The organism is Mesorhizobium sp. WSM4306, from assembly GCF_007003975.1.
GTDB lineage: Bacteria > Pseudomonadota > Alphaproteobacteria > Rhizobiales > Rhizobiaceae > Mesorhizobium.
Genome location: NZ_VFTC01000015.1, coordinates 96778 through 112709, shown reverse-complemented (window position 1 = coordinate 112709; position 15932 = coordinate 96778). Strand labels below are relative to the sequence as shown.

The 15932-nt window shown below is 63.8% G+C and carries 16 protein-coding genes; 9 read left to right on the top strand and 7 right to left on the bottom strand.

The genetic code is table 11. The features are described 5' to 3' along the window. Positions 1 to 16: 16 nt before the first annotated feature. The 6 genes from cysT to FJV77_RS18795 all read left to right on the top strand — a co-directional run bounded on the left by cysT (position 17) and on the right by FJV77_RS18795 (position 5954). Positions 17 to 868: a sulfate ABC transporter permease subunit CysT gene (gene cysT / locus FJV77_RS18820; protein WP_142868255.1), complete on the top strand. Its 852-nt coding sequence runs from the start codon at positions 17 to 19 to the stop codon at positions 866 to 868. Further along, positions 861 to 1745: a sulfate ABC transporter permease subunit CysW gene (cysW, locus tag FJV77_RS18815; RefSeq protein ID WP_112560300.1), complete on the top strand. Its 885-nt coding sequence runs from the start codon at positions 861 to 863 to the stop codon at positions 1743 to 1745. The genes cysT and cysW overlap by 8 nt, the downstream gene beginning before the upstream one ends. 12 nt (positions 1746 to 1757) lie before the next feature. Continuing rightward, on the top strand, positions 1758 to 2798 hold the full coding sequence (locus FJV77_RS18810; RefSeq protein ID WP_142868254.1) for a sulfate/molybdate ABC transporter ATP-binding protein: 1041 nt from the start codon (positions 1758 to 1760) through the stop codon (positions 2796 to 2798). A 191-nt stretch (positions 2799 to 2989) separates the two neighbouring features. Then, positions 2990 to 3958 (top strand): sulfate ABC transporter substrate-binding protein, encoded by a 969-nt coding sequence (locus tag FJV77_RS18805; protein ID WP_142868253.1) that lies wholly within the window; start codon positions 2990 to 2992, stop codon positions 3956 to 3958. A 283-nt stretch (positions 3959 to 4241) separates the two neighbouring features. After that, entirely contained in the window at positions 4242 to 4691 is a 450-nt protein-coding gene (locus tag FJV77_RS18800) for an Rrf2 family transcriptional regulator (RefSeq protein ID WP_112394487.1), read from the top strand. Positions 4692 to 4805: 114 nt separating this feature from the next. Beyond that, positions 4806 to 5954: a hypothetical protein gene (locus FJV77_RS18795; protein WP_142868252.1), complete on the top strand. Its 1149-nt coding sequence runs from the start codon at positions 4806 to 4808 to the stop codon at positions 5952 to 5954. Here FJV77_RS18795 and FJV77_RS18790 read toward each other — a convergent pair. The 7 genes from FJV77_RS18790 to FJV77_RS18760 all read right to left on the bottom strand — a co-directional run bounded on the left by FJV77_RS18790 (position 5949) and on the right by FJV77_RS18760 (position 13853). Continuing rightward, positions 5949 to 6503, bottom strand: a complete 555-nt coding sequence (locus FJV77_RS18790) for a gluconokinase (protein WP_142868251.1) — start codon at positions 6501 to 6503, stop codon at positions 5949 to 5951. The two genes, FJV77_RS18795 and FJV77_RS18790, sit on opposite strands and share 6 nt — an antisense overlap. 2 nt (positions 6504 to 6505) lie before the next feature. Continuing rightward, positions 6506 to 7492, bottom strand: a complete 987-nt coding sequence (locus FJV77_RS18785) for an ABC transporter permease (RefSeq protein ID WP_142868250.1) — start codon at positions 7490 to 7492, stop codon at positions 6506 to 6508. Then, positions 7489 to 8469: an ABC transporter permease gene (locus FJV77_RS18780; RefSeq protein WP_112560295.1), complete on the bottom strand. Its 981-nt coding sequence runs from the start codon at positions 8467 to 8469 to the stop codon at positions 7489 to 7491. The genes FJV77_RS18785 and FJV77_RS18780 overlap by 4 nt, the downstream gene beginning before the upstream one ends. Beyond that, entirely contained in the window at positions 8466 to 10016 is a 1551-nt protein-coding gene (locus FJV77_RS18775) for a sugar ABC transporter ATP-binding protein (protein WP_142868249.1), read from the bottom strand. Before FJV77_RS18775 ends, FJV77_RS18780 begins: the two co-directional genes overlap by 4 nt. A gap of 81 nt (positions 10017 to 10097) precedes the next feature. Next, complete coding sequence (locus tag FJV77_RS18770) at positions 10098 to 11222, bottom strand: sugar ABC transporter substrate-binding protein (RefSeq protein ID WP_142868248.1); 1125 nt, start codon at positions 11220 to 11222, stop codon at positions 10098 to 10100. A 274-nt stretch (positions 11223 to 11496) separates the two neighbouring features. Beyond that, positions 11497 to 12525 carry a LacI family DNA-binding transcriptional regulator gene (locus FJV77_RS18765; protein ID WP_142868247.1) on the bottom strand — a complete coding sequence of 343 codons (1029 nt, stop codon included), beginning with the start codon at positions 12523 to 12525 and terminating at the stop codon, positions 11497 to 11499. Between the two features lie 155 nt (positions 12526 to 12680). Then, positions 12681 to 13853, bottom strand: coding sequence for an MFS transporter (locus FJV77_RS18760; protein WP_142868291.1), 1173 nt, complete (start codon positions 13851 to 13853; stop codon positions 12681 to 12683). A gap of 222 nt (positions 13854 to 14075) precedes the next feature. Between FJV77_RS18760 and FJV77_RS18755 the strand changes: the two genes are divergently transcribed. The 3 genes from FJV77_RS18755 to FJV77_RS18745 all read left to right on the top strand — a co-directional run bounded on the left by FJV77_RS18755 (position 14076) and on the right by FJV77_RS18745 (position 15930). Further along, the gene (locus FJV77_RS18755) at positions 14076 to 14363 is read left to right on the top strand and encodes a DUF3175 domain-containing protein (protein ID WP_142868246.1); all 288 of its coding nucleotides are present in this window, start codon (positions 14076 to 14078) and stop codon (positions 14361 to 14363) included. 112 nt (positions 14364 to 14475) lie between these two features. Further along, a complete protein-coding gene (gene iolE, locus FJV77_RS18750) occupies positions 14476 to 15387 on the top strand; it encodes a myo-inosose-2 dehydratase (protein ID WP_142868245.1) in 912 nt (303 codons plus the stop codon). Between the two features lie 204 nt (positions 15388 to 15591). Then, positions 15592 to 15930, top strand: a complete 339-nt coding sequence (locus FJV77_RS18745; protein ID WP_142868244.1) for a LacI family DNA-binding transcriptional regulator — start codon at positions 15592 to 15594, stop codon at positions 15928 to 15930. The last annotated feature ends 2 nt before the right edge of the window (positions 15931 to 15932 follow it).

The following is a 15932-nucleotide window of genomic DNA, read 5'->3' as shown; positions in this document are numbered from 1 at the left end:
TCTAGATCAGGACCACATGACCATAGCACCCGCCAAGGCGGGGTGGCGGTTCAGACAGCCGAGTGTCATTCCGGGTTTCGGACTGACGCTCGGCTTCTCGCTTGCCTACCTCACGCTTATCATCCTCATCCCCTTGTCGGGACTAGTCTGGCGATCGGCAGCCCTCGGCTGGACCGATTTCTTTGCGATCGCCACTGACCGCCGTACCCTCAACGCGCTTGAGATCAGCTTCGGCGCCGCCTTCATCGCGGCAGCCGTCAACGTCGTCTTCGGCACGCTCGTCGCCTGGGTGCTGGTGCGCTACCGCTTCCCCGGCCGCCGCATCGTCGACGCCATGGTCGACCTGCCCTTCGCGCTGCCGACGGCAGTGGCCGGCATCGCGCTGACCACGCTCTATGCGCCCAATGGCTGGATCGGCCATCTGCTGGCGCCGCTTGGCATCAAGGTCGCCTATACCCCGCTCGGCATCGTCGTGGCGCTGGTCTTCATCGGCCTGCCCTTCGTCGTGCGCACGGTGCAGCCGATCATGGAGGAGATCGACAAGGAAGTGGAGGAGGCCGCCGCCACGCTCGGCGCCAACCGCTTCCAGATCATTACCCGCATCCTGTTTCCAGGACTGGCGCCGGCCATCATCACCGGTTTCTCGCTGGCCTTCGCGCGCGGCGTCGGCGAATACGGCTCGGTCATCTTCATCGCCGGCAACCTGCCCTACAAGTCGGAAATCGCGCCGCTTCTGATCGTCATCCGGCTGGAGGAATACAATTACCCCGCAGCGACCGCGATTGCGGCGTTAATGCTTTTGCTGTCGTTCGTGATGCTCCTGATCGTCAATCTCGCGCAGTCATGGAGTCGCAAGCGCTATGGCTGATCCCGAAATCAAATCCTACGAGCCGCATCACGAGAGCCAGTCGGCGGCAGTGACCGAAAGCCTGCCGGTGCGGCTGCTGCTGATGGCGGTAGCCTTCGCCTTCCTCGTCATCTTCGTGCTTCTGCCGCTGATCATCGTCTTTCACGAGGCGCTGGCCAAAGGCCTCGGTGCCTACACGGAATCGCTGTCCAATCCCGATACGCGTTCGGCGATCCGGCTGACCCTGCTGGTGGCGGCCATCGCCGTGCCGCTCAACGTCGTCTTCGGCATCTCCGCCGCCTGGGCGATCGCCAAGTTCGAGTTCAAGGGCAAGGCGTTTCTGACCACGCTGATCGACCTGCCCTTCTCCGTCTCGCCGGTCATCTCAGGCCTGGTCTACGTGCTTTTGTTCGGCGCTCAGGGGCTGCTCGGCGAATGGCTGAAGGCGCATGGAATCCAGATCCTGTTCGCCGTGCCCGGCATCGTGTTGGCCACCGTCTTCGTCACCTTCCCCTTCGTCGCCCGCGAACTGATCCCGCTGATGCAGGAACAGGGCAATGGCGATGAGGAGGCAGCCCTTTCGCTCGGTGCCAATGGCTGGCAGACTTTCTGGTATGTGACGCTGCCCAACGTAAAATGGGGATTGCTCTACGGCGTGCTCCTGTGCAACGCCCGCTCGATGGGCGAATTCGGCGCGGTCTCGGTCGTGTCCGGCCACATACGCGGGCTGACCAACACCATGCCGTTGCATGTCGAAATCCTCTACAACGAGTACAACGCCGTTGGCGCTTTTGCCGTCGCTTCGCTGCTTGCCGGCCTGGCACTGGTCACACTGGTCTTGAAAACACTTCTCGAGATGCGCTACGGCGCCGAGATCGCCGCGACGCGCGGGCATTAGAGGGTTCTGTAAATGGAAGTTCGCGTTGCCAACGTACGCAAGGAGTTTGAACGGTTTCCGGCCCTCCATGACGTATCGCTTGACATCAAGTCGGGTGAGTTGATCGCGCTGCTGGGGCCGTCCGGCTCCGGCAAGACGACGCTGCTGCGGCTGATCGCCGGACTTGAACGGCCGACTCGCGGAAAGATCTTCTTCGGCGACGACGACGCCTCGCAGAAGTCGATCCAGGAGCGCAATGTCGGCTTCGTCTTCCAGCACTATGCGCTGTTCCGGCACATGACGGTCGCCGACAATATCGGCTTTGGCCTCAAGGTACGGCACGGACCGTCGCGCCCGCCGGCGGCCGAAATCCGCCGCCGCGCCTCAGAACTGCTCGACCTCGTCCAGCTTTCCGGACTGGAAAAGCGCTACCCCGCACAGCTTTCCGGCGGCCAGCGCCAGCGCGTTGCGCTGGCGCGCGCCATGGCGATCGAGCCCAAGGTGCTGTTGCTCGATGAGCCGTTCGGCGCGCTTGACGCGCAGGTGCGCAGGGAACTGCGCCGCTGGCTGCGCGAGATCCACGACCGCACCGGCCACACCACCGTCTTCGTCACCCACGACCAGGAAGAGGCGCTCGAGCTTGCCGACCGCGTCGTGGTGATGAGCCAGGGCCGCATAGAGCAGGTCGGCTCGGCAGACGAGATCTACGACACGCCGAACTCACCCTTCGTCTACTCCTTCATTGGTGAATCGAGCACGCTTCCCGTAAAGGTCGAGGACGGCCAGGTCTGGATCGCCGACCGGCCGATCGGGCTGTCGGCGCCGCATGCGCCCAGCGGCGATGCCGTGCTCTACTTCCGCCCGCACGATGTCGAACTGCTCGACGGCTGCAGCGGCTGCATCGCCGGCACGGTCGCCGCCAGCCGTCGCGTCGCCGGCACCAGGCGCGTCGAACTCGAAATCGGTGGCGAGCGCCAGCGCGTCGAGATCGAACTGCCCGTCGACCATCCAGCGGCGCAGAAGAGCCGGGTGGCGTTCAGGCCGCGGCGCTGGAAGCTTTTCCCGGCGGCATAACTGCCGCACGCCAGTGGCCCCAAGAGAATCCGTTTGGAAGGAAATCCTACCAACCGGCTGTTTCGGCAATACTTTTTCTCACCACCGGATGGCAGGCCGCGTCCCCGTGTCTGGTCGCGCTGGACATGGTCCTATTATGTTGGCGCGTTATATCGGTGCATTCGAACCGGCATTCCCAAGGAGCCCTTTTCATGAAGCGATTTTTGCTCAGCGTCGCCACCGCCGCCGGTCTGTTCCTTGCCTCCTCACAAGCATGGTCGGCCGACAAATTGCTCAACGCTTCATATGATGTCGGCCGCGAATTGTTCGTCCAGGTGAACAAGGCTTTCATCGCCGGCCACCCCGGCGTCACTGTCGACCAGTCGCATGCCGGCACCTCGGCACAGGCGCGCGCCATCGCCGAAGGCCTTGGCGCCGACGTCGTCACCTTCAACCAGGTCACCGACATCGATTTCCTGGTCAAGAAGGGCCTCGTCTCCGCCGACTGGCAGAAGGATTTCCCCGACAACGCCTCGCCCTTCTATTCGCTGCCGTCCTTCTTGGTGCGTGCCGGCAATCCCAAGCACATCAAGGACTGGAACGACCTCGTGCGCGACGACGTGCAGGTGATCTTCCCCAACCCGAAAACCTCCGGCAATGCGCGCTACACCTATCTGGCGGCGACCGCCTACGCCAAGGAGGCCTTCAAGGGCGACGACGCCAAGGTGAAGGAGTTCGTCACCAAACTGTTCAACAACGTGCCGATCTTCGACACCGGCGGGCGCGCCGCCACCACCACCTTCGTGCAGCGTGAGATCGGCGACGTGCTGATCACCTTCGAGTCGGAAACGCGCGGCATCCGCAAGGAGTATGGCGACGACAAGTTCGAGCAGGTCACCCCTACCGTCAGCCTGCTCGCCGAATTCCCGGTGGCGATCGTCGACAAGGTCGCCGACGAGCACGGCACGCGCGACCTCGCCAAGTCATATCTCGACTTCCTCTACTCGCCGGAGGGCCAGACCATCGCCGCTGAAAATGGCCTGCGCGCCCGCAACGCCGAGGTCGCGGCCAAATACAAGGCCGACTTCCCCGATGTCCGCCTGCTGACCGTGGAAGACGTTTTTGGCGGCTGGGACAAGGTGCAGAAGGAACACTTCGCCGCTGGCGGCCTGCTCGACTAGACCTATGGCAGCCGCTGACATCGGCAGCATCCGACCGAAAAACTGAACAGAAAAAGCTGGCTCTTTGCCGGCTTTTTCTTTTTCGCGCGCCTAGAGACTGCTACCCGCCAGAATCCGGCGGCATATGTGAAAAACGTTATAAAGAATCAACGCCTTTATGCCTAGCCTCTCAACCGGGTGGTCTGTTCTATGCGAAACCGGGTTGTTCAGGCGAAACGTCATGATTTGCACACAAACAACCGCCAGATGCGGGTGGTTGGGGTTTTCATGAACTGAAACGGGCATGCTTACCAAAAAAGGCAAATACGGCCTCAAGGCCCTCGTGCATCTTTCCGGCCTGCCGGTCGGCCAGCTTGCATTCGTCAACGACATCGCGGTCGCCAACAACATCCCGAAGAAATTCCTGGATGCCATTCTGGGCGAGCTGCGAAATGCCGGCTTTGTGCTGAGCCGCAAGGGTAAGGAAGGCGGCTATCGCCTCGCCCGGCCTGCCTCCGAGATCAAGATCGGCCACGTCGTGCGCGTGCTTGACGGGCCGCTGGCGCCGATCCCTTGCGCCAGCCGCACCCAGTACCAGCGCTGCGAGGATTGCGACGAAGCGACCTGCCAGGTCCGGCACATGATGCTGGAGGTGCGCCAGGCAATCGCCGAGGTGCTGGACAACAGAAGCCTCGCCGCCATGCGCGATGCCGACAATGACGATTTTCCGGTCGAACTGACGTCGCAGATTTAGATAAGTTCGAACCTTGAATGGCGTTCACCATGGCCTGCCGGCGCCGATTGCGCGCCCGTGGCAGACGCAGTAAAGCGATTTTCGGACGCGCAAGAACAGGTGGACACCGATCGGATGAGGCTGCCGTGGTTGGGAAAATCCCGGAAAGCCGACCGGACACCATCGTCCGCCGTCATTTACCATACTGAAATCATTGCCGATCTCCTGGTGCCCGAACGCGCCGAGCACGTGCGCTTCTTCAGCCGCAAGCTGGTTCGCCCCGGCAAGTTGCGCACCTTCAACAACAGGGATTTTCGCGAGCTGGTGCTGGCCGCCTTCTATCTCGGCGTCGCGGCATTGCTTCCGGTCAGCTGGTGGGCAGCGATCTGCAGCCGCGTATCGGGGCTGCGCCTCATGCGCCATATCCGCAAGGACTTCGTGCGCTACGCCGCCGCGACGCGCGCGGTGCTCGGCAACGGGATCGATGCGCAAAAGCAGTTCAGGTCCCTGCTCTACGCCAACCATCGCAGGCGATTGCTGCTTGCCGCGCATCTCGTCGGCCGCCGCTGGTCACCCGATATCCGGCTTGAGGGCCTGGAGGGCCTGGAAGCGGCGCTGAAGCGCGGCCACGGCGCCATCATCTGGTGCGATCAGTTCACTGCCCAGACCATCATCGGCAAGCGCGCGCTTTATGAAGCCGGCATCGAGGCGCACCAGCTCAGTGTCAGCGCTCACGGCATCTCCGACTCGACCTTCGGCCTGCGCTTCCTGAACCCGCCGATGGTCCAGGTCGAAAACCGTTTCCTGAAAAGCCGGATCGTGTTCGATCGCGGCGATGCCTACCAGGTCACCGGCCGGATCCAGAAGATCCTTGGCAACAACGGCGTCGTGCTGGTGACCAACACCGTGCATGCCGGTTCGACATTCACCGAAGTCGGGATCGGCGAGAGCGGCTGGACCCACCTCGCCTCGGCGCCGACGAATTTCGCCGCCAGAGGCAAGGCGGCGCTGTTTTCCATGTCGACCTTCGAGACCGATCCGTTCCGCCAGTACCGCGCCGTCCTGAGTCCCGAACTGGTGCCGACCCCGGCGGGAACCGCTGAGCCCACGACAAGGACCGGCGGCGCCAAGAACATGGCATTGCAGGCCGAATACGTCCTGCTCAAGCGCGACCGCTTGCTGGAGGCGCTGAAACTCTACCCCGAGCAAATGATGATCTGGTCCGGCGCCGACCGGTTCACCGAACGGCCGGAAAACGCCTTGCCCGATGAGGGTGGTTCATGATTTTGCGCCGGCCAGCAGGCTGGCAACGGCGCTAACGATGTCGGCCACTGGAAGCGTGGCGTCGACCGTCAGTGCCTGCTCGTCGGCGCCAGGCGGCTCAAGGATGGCGAACTGGCTGTCGACCAGGCTTGCCGGCATGAAATGCCCCTTGCGGGCGTCGACGCGCCGCTTGGCGGTGGCGGGATCGATCTCCAGATAGACGAAAACGATATCTCGGCGGAAACCGCGCAGACGTTCGCGATAGCTGCGCTTCAGCGCCGAGCAGGCGGCGACCACGCTCTGGCCGCTGCCGGCTAGGTCCGCGATCCGCTCGCCAATGGCATCGAGCCAGCCTTCGCGAAGCTGATCGGTGAGCGGCTCGCCGCTCGCCATGCGCGCGACGTTTTCGGGCGGATGCAGCCTGTCGCCTTCGACAAACACGGCCCCTTCCACTGCGGCCAGCGCCTTGCCAACGGCCGACTTGCCGCAGCCGGCGACGCCCATCACCACGATGGCCCGAGGCACCGAGCCGGGAGCGCCCGTTGGCGGCTGTGCCGTCTTTTCGTCCACGGTCAGCGGCTTGCCGGCGCGCGGCCGTAGAGCAGGAGCATGGCGACGATGACGACACCATAGATGATCTGCCGGCCGGCCTCGGGCATCTGCATGACCGACAGGATGGACTGCAACAGCGTGATCAGGATGACGCCGGCGACGGTGCCGAGATAGGAGCCGCGCCCGCCGAGGATCGAGGTGCCGCCAAGCACCACGGCGGCGATCGACGGCAGGAGATAGGCGTCACCCATCGACTGAGCCGCCTTGGAAGCATAGCCGGCGAGAAGCACCCCGCCAAAGGCGGACAGCCCGCCCGATATGGCGAAGGCGATCATCACCACGCGCCTTGTGTCGATGCCGGAGAGATAGGCGGCACGCTCGCGGTTGCCGATGCCGTAGACGCTGCGGCCGAAGCTGGTGCGGGTCAGCACGAGCACCATCGCAGCACCGATCAACGCCCAGATGATGACGGCGTTGGGCACACCCGGAATGGCAAAACCTGTCGCGAGATAACGCATGGCGCCGGTGGCCGAATCCTGTGGCGAGAAGCCACCTGTATAGACGACCATGAGCCCTTGCGCGACGGCGTTGGTGGCGAGTGTGATGATCATCGAGGGGATGCGCAGATATGCGACACCGATGCCGTTGACGATGCCGATCAGCACCCCGCACAAGATGCCGAACGGGATGGCCAGCGCCACACCGATCGGGCCATAGGCCGCGGCCGCGGCCGCCATCATGGCGCCGACCGCCACCGACCACGGCACCGACAGATCGATCTGGCCGAGCAGGATGACCAGCATCATGCCGGTGGCGATGACACCAAGGAACGACGCCACCTTGAGCTGCTGCAACAGATATTCCGGTGACAGGAAGCTGCGCGAATAGAGGCTGCCGAGAAACAGCAACAGCACGATGCAGGCAAAGGCGGTGAGCACCGCCGGATCGGCGCGGCGGATGAATTTCGGCATGCGCCCGGCGATGCCGCCGATGGTCGTCTCGCTCACAGGAACCACTCCAGCCGGTTGCGGACCCGAAACAGGGCGAAGGCGCCGAGGCTGACCGCGATCAGCAGGATAACGCCCTGGAACAGCGGCTGCCAGAGCGGGTCGAAATCGAAGACGAACAGCAGGTCGCCGATGGTGCGGAAGGCGAGCGCGCCGAAGATGGCCCCGATGGCGCTGCCTTTGCCGCCGAACAGCGAAACGCCTCCCAACACGACGGCGGCGATCGAGAACAGCGTGTAGGCGTTGCCGCTGGCATAGGCCGCGTCGCCCGTATAGGTGAAGAAGGTCAGGAACAGCCCGCCGATCGCCGCCAGCAGCCCGGCAAGCGCGTAGGCGGCGAACTTGCCGCGCCGGATCGGCACACCTGACATGTAGGCCGCCGTCTCGGATGAGCCTGCTGCGTAAGCGGCCCGGCCAAGCACCGAACGGCTGAACGGCACCCAGACGATCAGCACCACGGCGAACAGCGCGACCAGGCTTGCCGGCACCACGCCGAAGAGGCGCCCGGTGAGCGCATCGGCCAGATCCTCATTGACCGACCCGCCCGGGAACGGCCTGAGCAGCAGTGCGATGCCGAAATAGACGGCACCCGTGGCGATCGTGGCCACGATTGGCTGCAGTCTGCCGTAGATGACAATGGCGCCATTGATCGCGCCGCACAGCAGCCCGGTGCCGAGCACGGCGACGACGCCGAAGGCGGTCTCGAGGCCGGTGCCGATGACCAGCCAGGAGGCGAGGCAATTGGTCAGCGTGAAGATCATGCCGACGGAAAGGTCGATGCCGGCGGTGATCACCACCAGCGTCTGCGCCATGGCGACGAAGGCGAGCAGCACGCCCTTGTTGGAGGCCGTCTGCACGACATTGGCGGTAAATCCCGCCGGATGGTTCGCGGTGTAAATCGCGAACATGAGGATGAAGATGGCGAACGCCAGCAGCGTTCCGCGTTGTTCGGCAAGCCAGTAGCGCCAATCCTTCACGCGTCCGCTCCGTGCCTGGGGGTGGCGGCGTCGCCGCCATGGATGTTGAGCGCGCTGGCGATCAGCGCCCGTTCGGTGATCTCGGCGCCGACCAGCTCTCGCTTGACCGCGCCGTCATAGAGCACCAGCACCCGGTCGCAGCAGCCGATCAGCTCGTCATAGTCGGTTGAGTAGAACAGGATAGCGGCACCCGCGTCCGCAAGCTTGCGCAACAGTTGGTACAGCTCCTGCTTGGTGCCGACATCGATACCGCGCGTCGGGTCGTTGAGCAGGATGATGCGCGGCTGGCGCATCAGCCATTTGGCGATGACGACCTTCTGCTGGTTGCCGCCCGACAGCGCGCCGACCGGAATGTCGAGGCCCGCCGTCTTGATCGCCAGCAGCCCCACCATGTCGTCGATCAGCCGCTGTTCGGCGGCGCGGTCGATGATCCCGCCTTTGGACAGCCGGTCGAGAGCCGCGAAGGACAGGTTTTCGCGCACCGTCATCGGCAGCATCAACCCTTCCGTCTTGCGATCCTCGGGGATCAGCGCCATGCCGATCCGGTCGTCGCGCGCCGCCGCCGGGCTGGCGATCGCCACCGGCTTGCCATCGATCAGTATCTCTCCGGAGCGACCGCGCAGCACGCCGAAGAAGGCAAGCAGCAACTCGCGCTGGCCCTGGCCGTCGAGGCCGCCGAGACCCACCACCTCGCCAGCCGCGACGGTCAGCGAGACATTGTCCAGCCGGTCTGTCCACGACAGGTTGCGCGCTTCGAGCACCGGGACAGCAGTAGCCGGCAGGCGCACTGGCTTGGGCGGAAAAATATGGCTGTATTCTCGCCCGATCATCAGCTCGACGACCTCATTGTCGCTCTTGGAACCGGCGGCATAGCTAGCGACATTGCGGCCGTTGCGAAACACCGTGCACTGGTCGGCGAGTTCCGCGATCTCGTTCATCCGGTGCGATATGTAGAGCAGCGCCAGCCCTTCCTCACGCAACCGCTTCAGCACCGCGAAGATCTTGGCGACATCGGCGGCAGCCAGCGCCGACGTCGCCTCGTCGAGGATCAGGATGCGCGGCTTCCTCGCCAATGCTTTGGCGATCTCGACCATCTGCCGTCTTGAAAGGGGAAGATCCTTGACCAGCGCCAGCGGATGAATGTCGGCCGCACCCGCGCGGGCAAGGGCTTCTTCGGCAATGCGGCGCTGCGCCCTGCGATCGATCATGCCGAACCGGGTCGGCGGATCGGAAATGACGATGTTGTCGGCGACGCTGAGTTCGGGGACCAGCGACAGTTCCTGGAAGATGCAGACGATGCCGGCCTGGTTGGCGGCGGCCGGCGAGGCAAAGCTGACCTCACGCCCGTCCAGCGTCATGGACCCCTCGTCGGGCGCCACCACGCCGGCCATGACCTTGATCAGCGTCGATTTGCCGGCGCCATTTTCGCCGAGGATGCCGTGGATGCTGCCTGACGTGACCGAAAGTTCGGCCTTCTCCAGCGCACGCACGCCGCCATAGCGCTTGGAAATGCCTTCCATGCGAAAGAGTGGAACCGCACCGTCCATCAGCCCTCCGGGGCAGTTTTATGGGTTGGGATGGCAAGTGGTTCGGCGCCGCGGAGCATCCCGCGGCGCCGAATGTGCAGCCTATTGGTCCGCCTTGGTCTGCCCCATGATTTCCTGCGCGGTGAAATTGATGCCGCAGGTCGGGAAGGAATTGCCGACGAAGAAATTGTCGGACTGGTCAGGGAAGTAGTCCTGGCCTTCCTTGAAGTTCGGATCCTCGACGATGGCGAGCGGCAGCTTGACCGATTGCGGTACGACCTGACCCTCAAGTGCGGCGATCGCCGTCTTGATGGCGACCGCGACCTGGGCAGGGCCGGTGCCGGCCGAGGAGCATTTCAGGCCGTCCGCCGCGTGCGCCGCGCAGAATTTGCGGAAACCGTTCTCGGTTTCGCCGCCAAACGGCACGAACGGATGCTTGGCGTCGATCATCGCCTGAACGATGCCGGTGTCGCCGCCCTGGCCGGTGATGCCGACGAACGGACCATTGGTGGCGATCGCGTCGGCAGTGACCTTCTGCGCTGTCGGATCATCCCACTTGCCGGCGACCTCGGTGACGTCCCATTTTTTGCCCGAGGCGTCGAAGGCCTCATGGATGCCGTTGTGGCGGTCGGTATCGACCGACGTGCCGGCAACGCCGCGCACTTCAAGTATCTTGCCGCCATCCGGTATATGGTCGATTAGCCATTTGCCCCACAGCGCGCCAAGACCCTTCTGGTCGACGTTGACGTTGATGGCGTCCTTGGTGTCGAGGATGTTGTCGAAGGCGACCAGCACGACGCCGGCTTCCTTGGCGCGTTTGATGACCGGCCCGAAGGCGGTCGGATTCTGCGCGTTGACGACGATGGCGTCAAAACCGGAATCGATGAAGTTGTTGATCGCCGAGATTTGCGCCGGCACATCCTCGCCGGTCGATACGACCTTGAATTCCTTCAATTTTGCCGCGACGTCCTTCTGCGCAGCATAGGCCTTGGCCGTCTGGATCATCTGGATGCGCCAGGTGTTGGCAATATAGCCGTTGGCGAGCGCGATGCGGTATGGGCCTTCCTTCTTAGGGAATTTGAAGAACTGTGTATCGGCCGCCCACGGCGCGAAGCAGTCGGGCTCGGCCGCTGGTCCCTTGACGACTTCAGGGCCGGCCATCGCCGACGAACTCAACATGACGAATGCAGTGGCGGCAACGATGCCGCCAACGAATGACTTGATCATCGATATTCCTCCCGTTTGCAGTTCTGCTTGATGCTGTTTGTCGTGGCTATGGCGGCACGTCTCAAGGGCCCGAAGCCGGCCCGATCCCCTCCCCCTCGCCGCTTCACGGGCGAGAAACGAAACCTAGCATATTATACATAATAAACAAGCATGAGCTGTTGCTTATGTATAATAAACAGGCGTGGCTCCTCAACCACAATGCCTGCCTGATAAAAATGGTAGCGCTACCATGACATTGTGTAAAGCACCATTTGCTGAGGTCGCCAAAGCGTGTTCAGCGTGCCGTGCTCTCGCGGGGCTTGAGCTCGAAACCAAGATCGATGACCCGCTGCTCAGGCCTTCGCCCGGCGATCGCCGCCAGCGCCATGGCAACAGACCGACGTCCGATTTCATAGCGAGGCGTGCGGATGCTGGTGAGCGGCGGGAACGCCGCCTGCATCATCTCGAGATCGTTGAAGCCGACAATGCCGATTGTCTTCGGCACGTCGAGTGCGGCGCTATGGCATTCGAACAAAACGCCGAGCGCGATATCGTCATTGTTGCAGAAGACGCCGTCGAGCGCCGGCATCTTGGCCAGCGCATCGCGAAGCAGCTCGCGGCCGAGCGTCACGCTGGACAACAGCGGCGTGGTGGTGATCAGCCGCGGGTCGAACAGGCCGGCCTTCTCCATCGCCGCCCGATAGCCGGCAAGGCGCCGCTGCGAGCGCGGATCCATACGCGCGCCGATGAAGCCGATCCGCCGGTAGCCCGACTTGATCAGATGCTCGGTCGCTGTCCTGCCGCCGTCGAAATGCGAGAAGCCGACCAGCATGTCGACCGGATCGGGCCCGGTCTCCATCACCTGCACCACCGGACAGCCCGCGCTCTCCAGCAGCTTTCGCGAGGTCGGCGTCTGGTCGATGCCGGCCACGATCAGCGCCGCCGGGCGCTGCGGTGCGAACACCTGCAGCAGCCGCTCCTCCTCGAGGCCGGAATAATGGGTGTTGCCAAGCTGGACGCGGAACGGGCCGTCCGACAGGCTGTCATAGATGCCGCGCACCACTTCGGCGAAGACGTTGTTGGTCAGCGACGGCACCAGCACGCCGAACACATCGGCGCGCGCCGAGGCCAGCGCCCGCGCATTGGGATCCGGGACATAACCGAGCTCCTCGACCGCGGCCTGGATCTGGCGGCGCAAATCCTGGCTGACGCGGTCGGGTTCGCGAAGCGCTCGCGACACGGTGATGGCGCCGACGCCGGCCTTGCGCGCGACATCGGCGATCGTCGGGCGGCCGCCGCCGCGGCGCGAGCGCGGCTTGGTCACGGCCCTGCCCTCTGCGCCGCGCGCGATTGCGACTTCGTCGTCTCTGTCGCCATGTTTGTCCGGCTTCCCCAACTAGGCCATGCCAGCTTGGCGTCGCGCAGCAACTGACGATTGTCAAGCCGACGGCGGGTTGCGGCCTCGCCGGCTGAAGTCTTTCAGGCCGCAACCATGGCCGGGCGCCCGGCCCTCCACATCAGCAAAAGGATAGCCGCCACGTTGACCAGGTTCCACGCGATCCCGTTGAGGAAGGCCGCGGCGTAGGAGCCGGTCAGATCGTAGATCCAGCCCGACATCCAGCCACCGATCGCCATGCCGAAGATCGTCGCCATCATGACGATGCCGATACGCTGGCCGGCCTCCTTGGCGGGCAGGTATTCGCGCACGATGATAGCATAGCAAGGCACGATGCCGCCTTGCGACAGGCCGAACACCAGCGACACGACATAGAGCGAGGCGAGCCCGTCGAACGGGATATAGAACAGCAGCGACAGGCATTGCAGCACGGAACCGATAAGCAGGGTTTTCACGCCGCCGATGCGGTCGGCGACAAAGCCGGAGGCGAGCCGGCTGACGACGCCCGCGGCCATCATGATCGACAGCATGTCGGCGCCATGCGCGATGCCGTAGCCGAGATCCATGCAATAGGCGACGATGTGCACCTGCGGCATGGACATCGCCACGCAGCAGCCGAGACCGGCGATGACCAGCAGCACCTGTAATGCCGCCGGCGAGATTGAAATCGGCTGCACAGGCCGGCTTCCAGGCGAGCCGGCCTGTGCCGCGTCGGGAGCGCGGCGCTGTAGCAACAACACCAGCGGTATCATGGTGACCAGACAAAAGACGCCGATGGCGGCATAGGTGAAGCGCCAGCCTTCCGCCTTGATCAGCGTCGGCATGATGGTTGGCCACAGCGCTCCGGCGAGATAATTGCCCGCGGCCGCCGCCGTGACGGCGACGCCGCGACGACGGTTGAACCAGTGCGAAATATCGGCGATCAACGGTCCGAAGATCACCGATGAGCCAAGGCCGATCAGCACTCCCTGGGCAAGAGTGAATTGCAGGATCGACGTCGACGCCGCCGCGAGCAGCAGTCCGGCGGCGAGTGCCACCGAGGAGATCAGCGCCGGGATCCAATAGCCCATGCGGTCGATGGCGCGGCCGACCAGCACGTTGCCGGCGGCAAAGCCCACCATGGTTGCGGTGTAGGGCATTGATGCCGCCCCGCGGTCAACGCCGAATTCGGCCTGCACGGCCGGCAACACCACCACGACGGCCCACATGCCGACGGCGCCGATCGTCGCCAGCAGCATCGAGATGGCAAGCCGCATCCAGGCATAGGAGCTGTCGATGCCAGGGTTGCTCGCCGGGTTGGCGATGATGGGGGTCAAGGCGTTTCCTGTCCGCGGTTCCGGGAAGTCGACCAGCGCCACTATCGGCGCATTCGCGGCGACGGGCAGCGCCACAGTGGCCCGATCGGTGGCTCCAGCGGCCAGGCAGATTTCTTCGGAACCGACAACGCCGTGCCGAGTTTTCGACGAAAGGAGTTTGCCATGACCGCGAAGAAAAAATGGTCAGCCGAGGTGACCGAGCACAGCAATGCGATGGACCTTGAGGAGCACATCTTCGAAGCCGACGACCCCAAAAAGATCGCGGCTTCGCTCAAACGCTCGGCCGAGCACAGCGACCGGCGCAAGGCCGAGCCGTTCCAGTCGGCGATGTCGATGCTGAATTTCTACATCAACCGCGCCGGCAAGAACCTCCCGCAGGCCCGCCGGAAAGTGCTTGAGGATGCCAAGGACGAACTGCGCGTCGCCTTCGGTCGGCCGGAGCAGGACTAGTCCTCACAATTGGCTCCGCCAAATTTGCTTGAACTGGACCTAGTGACAGGTCCTCTTTCCCTCCAGTTTGCCAGCCTCGGCATTGCGTTCCCCAAGCCTGCAAAGTGGCGGCATGACGGTCAAGATCGGCATCAATCCCATTACCTGGAGCAATGACGATGTTCCCGAACTCGGCGGCGACACGCCGCTCGAGACCTGCCTGTCGGAAACCAGGCAGGCCGGCTATCGCGGCACCGAGCTCGGCGGCAAATTTCCCAGGCGAAGCGACGAGCTTGGGGCGATGCTGTCGTCCTATGGGCTGGAGCTCGTCTCCGGCTGGTATGACGGCCGCATTCTCGACCGCACGGTCGACGAGGAATTCGCTGCCATTACCCCGCATCTGACCCTGCTGCGCGACCTCGGCGCCAAACTCGTCGTCTATGCCGACACGTCGCGCGGCCGTCATGACGGCATTTTTGCCCCAATCTCGCAGCGGCCGCGACTCGCCGATGGCGAATGGGCCGCCTATGGCGAGAAGCTGACTGAGCTCGCCGACCGCATGGCCGCCTTCGGCGTCGGCATGGCTTTCCACCACCATATGGGCACCATCGTCGAGACCGACGACGAGGTCGACAGGCTGATGGCTACGACCGGCAAAAGCGTCGGCCTGCTGTTCGATACCGGCCATTGCCTGTTTTCGGGCGGCGACCCGGCCTTGCTCCTGAACCGGCATCTCGATCGCATCGTGCACTTCCACTGCAAGGACGTCCGCATGCCCGTGCTCGAAAAGGCACGGCGCGAGGACATGAGTTTCATGGCGGCTGTGATGGAAGGGATCTTCACCGTGCCCGGCGATGGTTCTGTCGACTTCCTGTCGCTGCTGAAGCCGCTGGCCAAGCGCGGCTTCGAAGGATGGATCGTCGTCGAGGCCGAACAGGACCCGGCCAAGGCAAATCCCTTGACCTATGCCACGAAGGGTTACGCTTCGCTTCTCGCCACGGCCCGCAAGGCCGGGTTTGAGGTAGCGACACGAGACTTGGCCTGACCACCGCCGGGGGCTGGTGGTTGGCCGGCTGGGCGCGCGCCTCGGTAGGGTAGCGACGCGAAAGCGCCCGGCGATCCGCGCCGCCGTCCTCCCCTGGCGGCGCGGATCGCGCAATTCTCGGCACCGGCTTGGGAGGTCGGATTTTCGGAGTTTCCAGCTTGAGGCTGGCGGCAAGCCGTGCCTTGATACAGGTGGAGGAGCGATATGGCATTCGAGGCGGCACTCGGCATGGAACGGCTTTGCACCATCCGTGAGATTGCGCAAAAGGCGGAACTCGGCGCCGCCACCGTGCATCGCGCGCTGAAGAACAGCCGCGAGGTCCGTCCCGAAACCAGGCGGCTGGTGCTCAAGACCGTCTGCCTTCTCAACGAAGAGAAGATCGCCCGCGCAGCCAGGTTCGTCGGAGGCTGGAGCATGATACCGAAAAGTGTGAAGCGGTTTTCTCGGGCAAACGGGCCCGTTTGCCCAGGCATCATGCTCTATCTCTTAGATCTAGAGCCGGATGATTTCAGGTCGAACAGACCTGAAATCATCCGGCTCTAGAC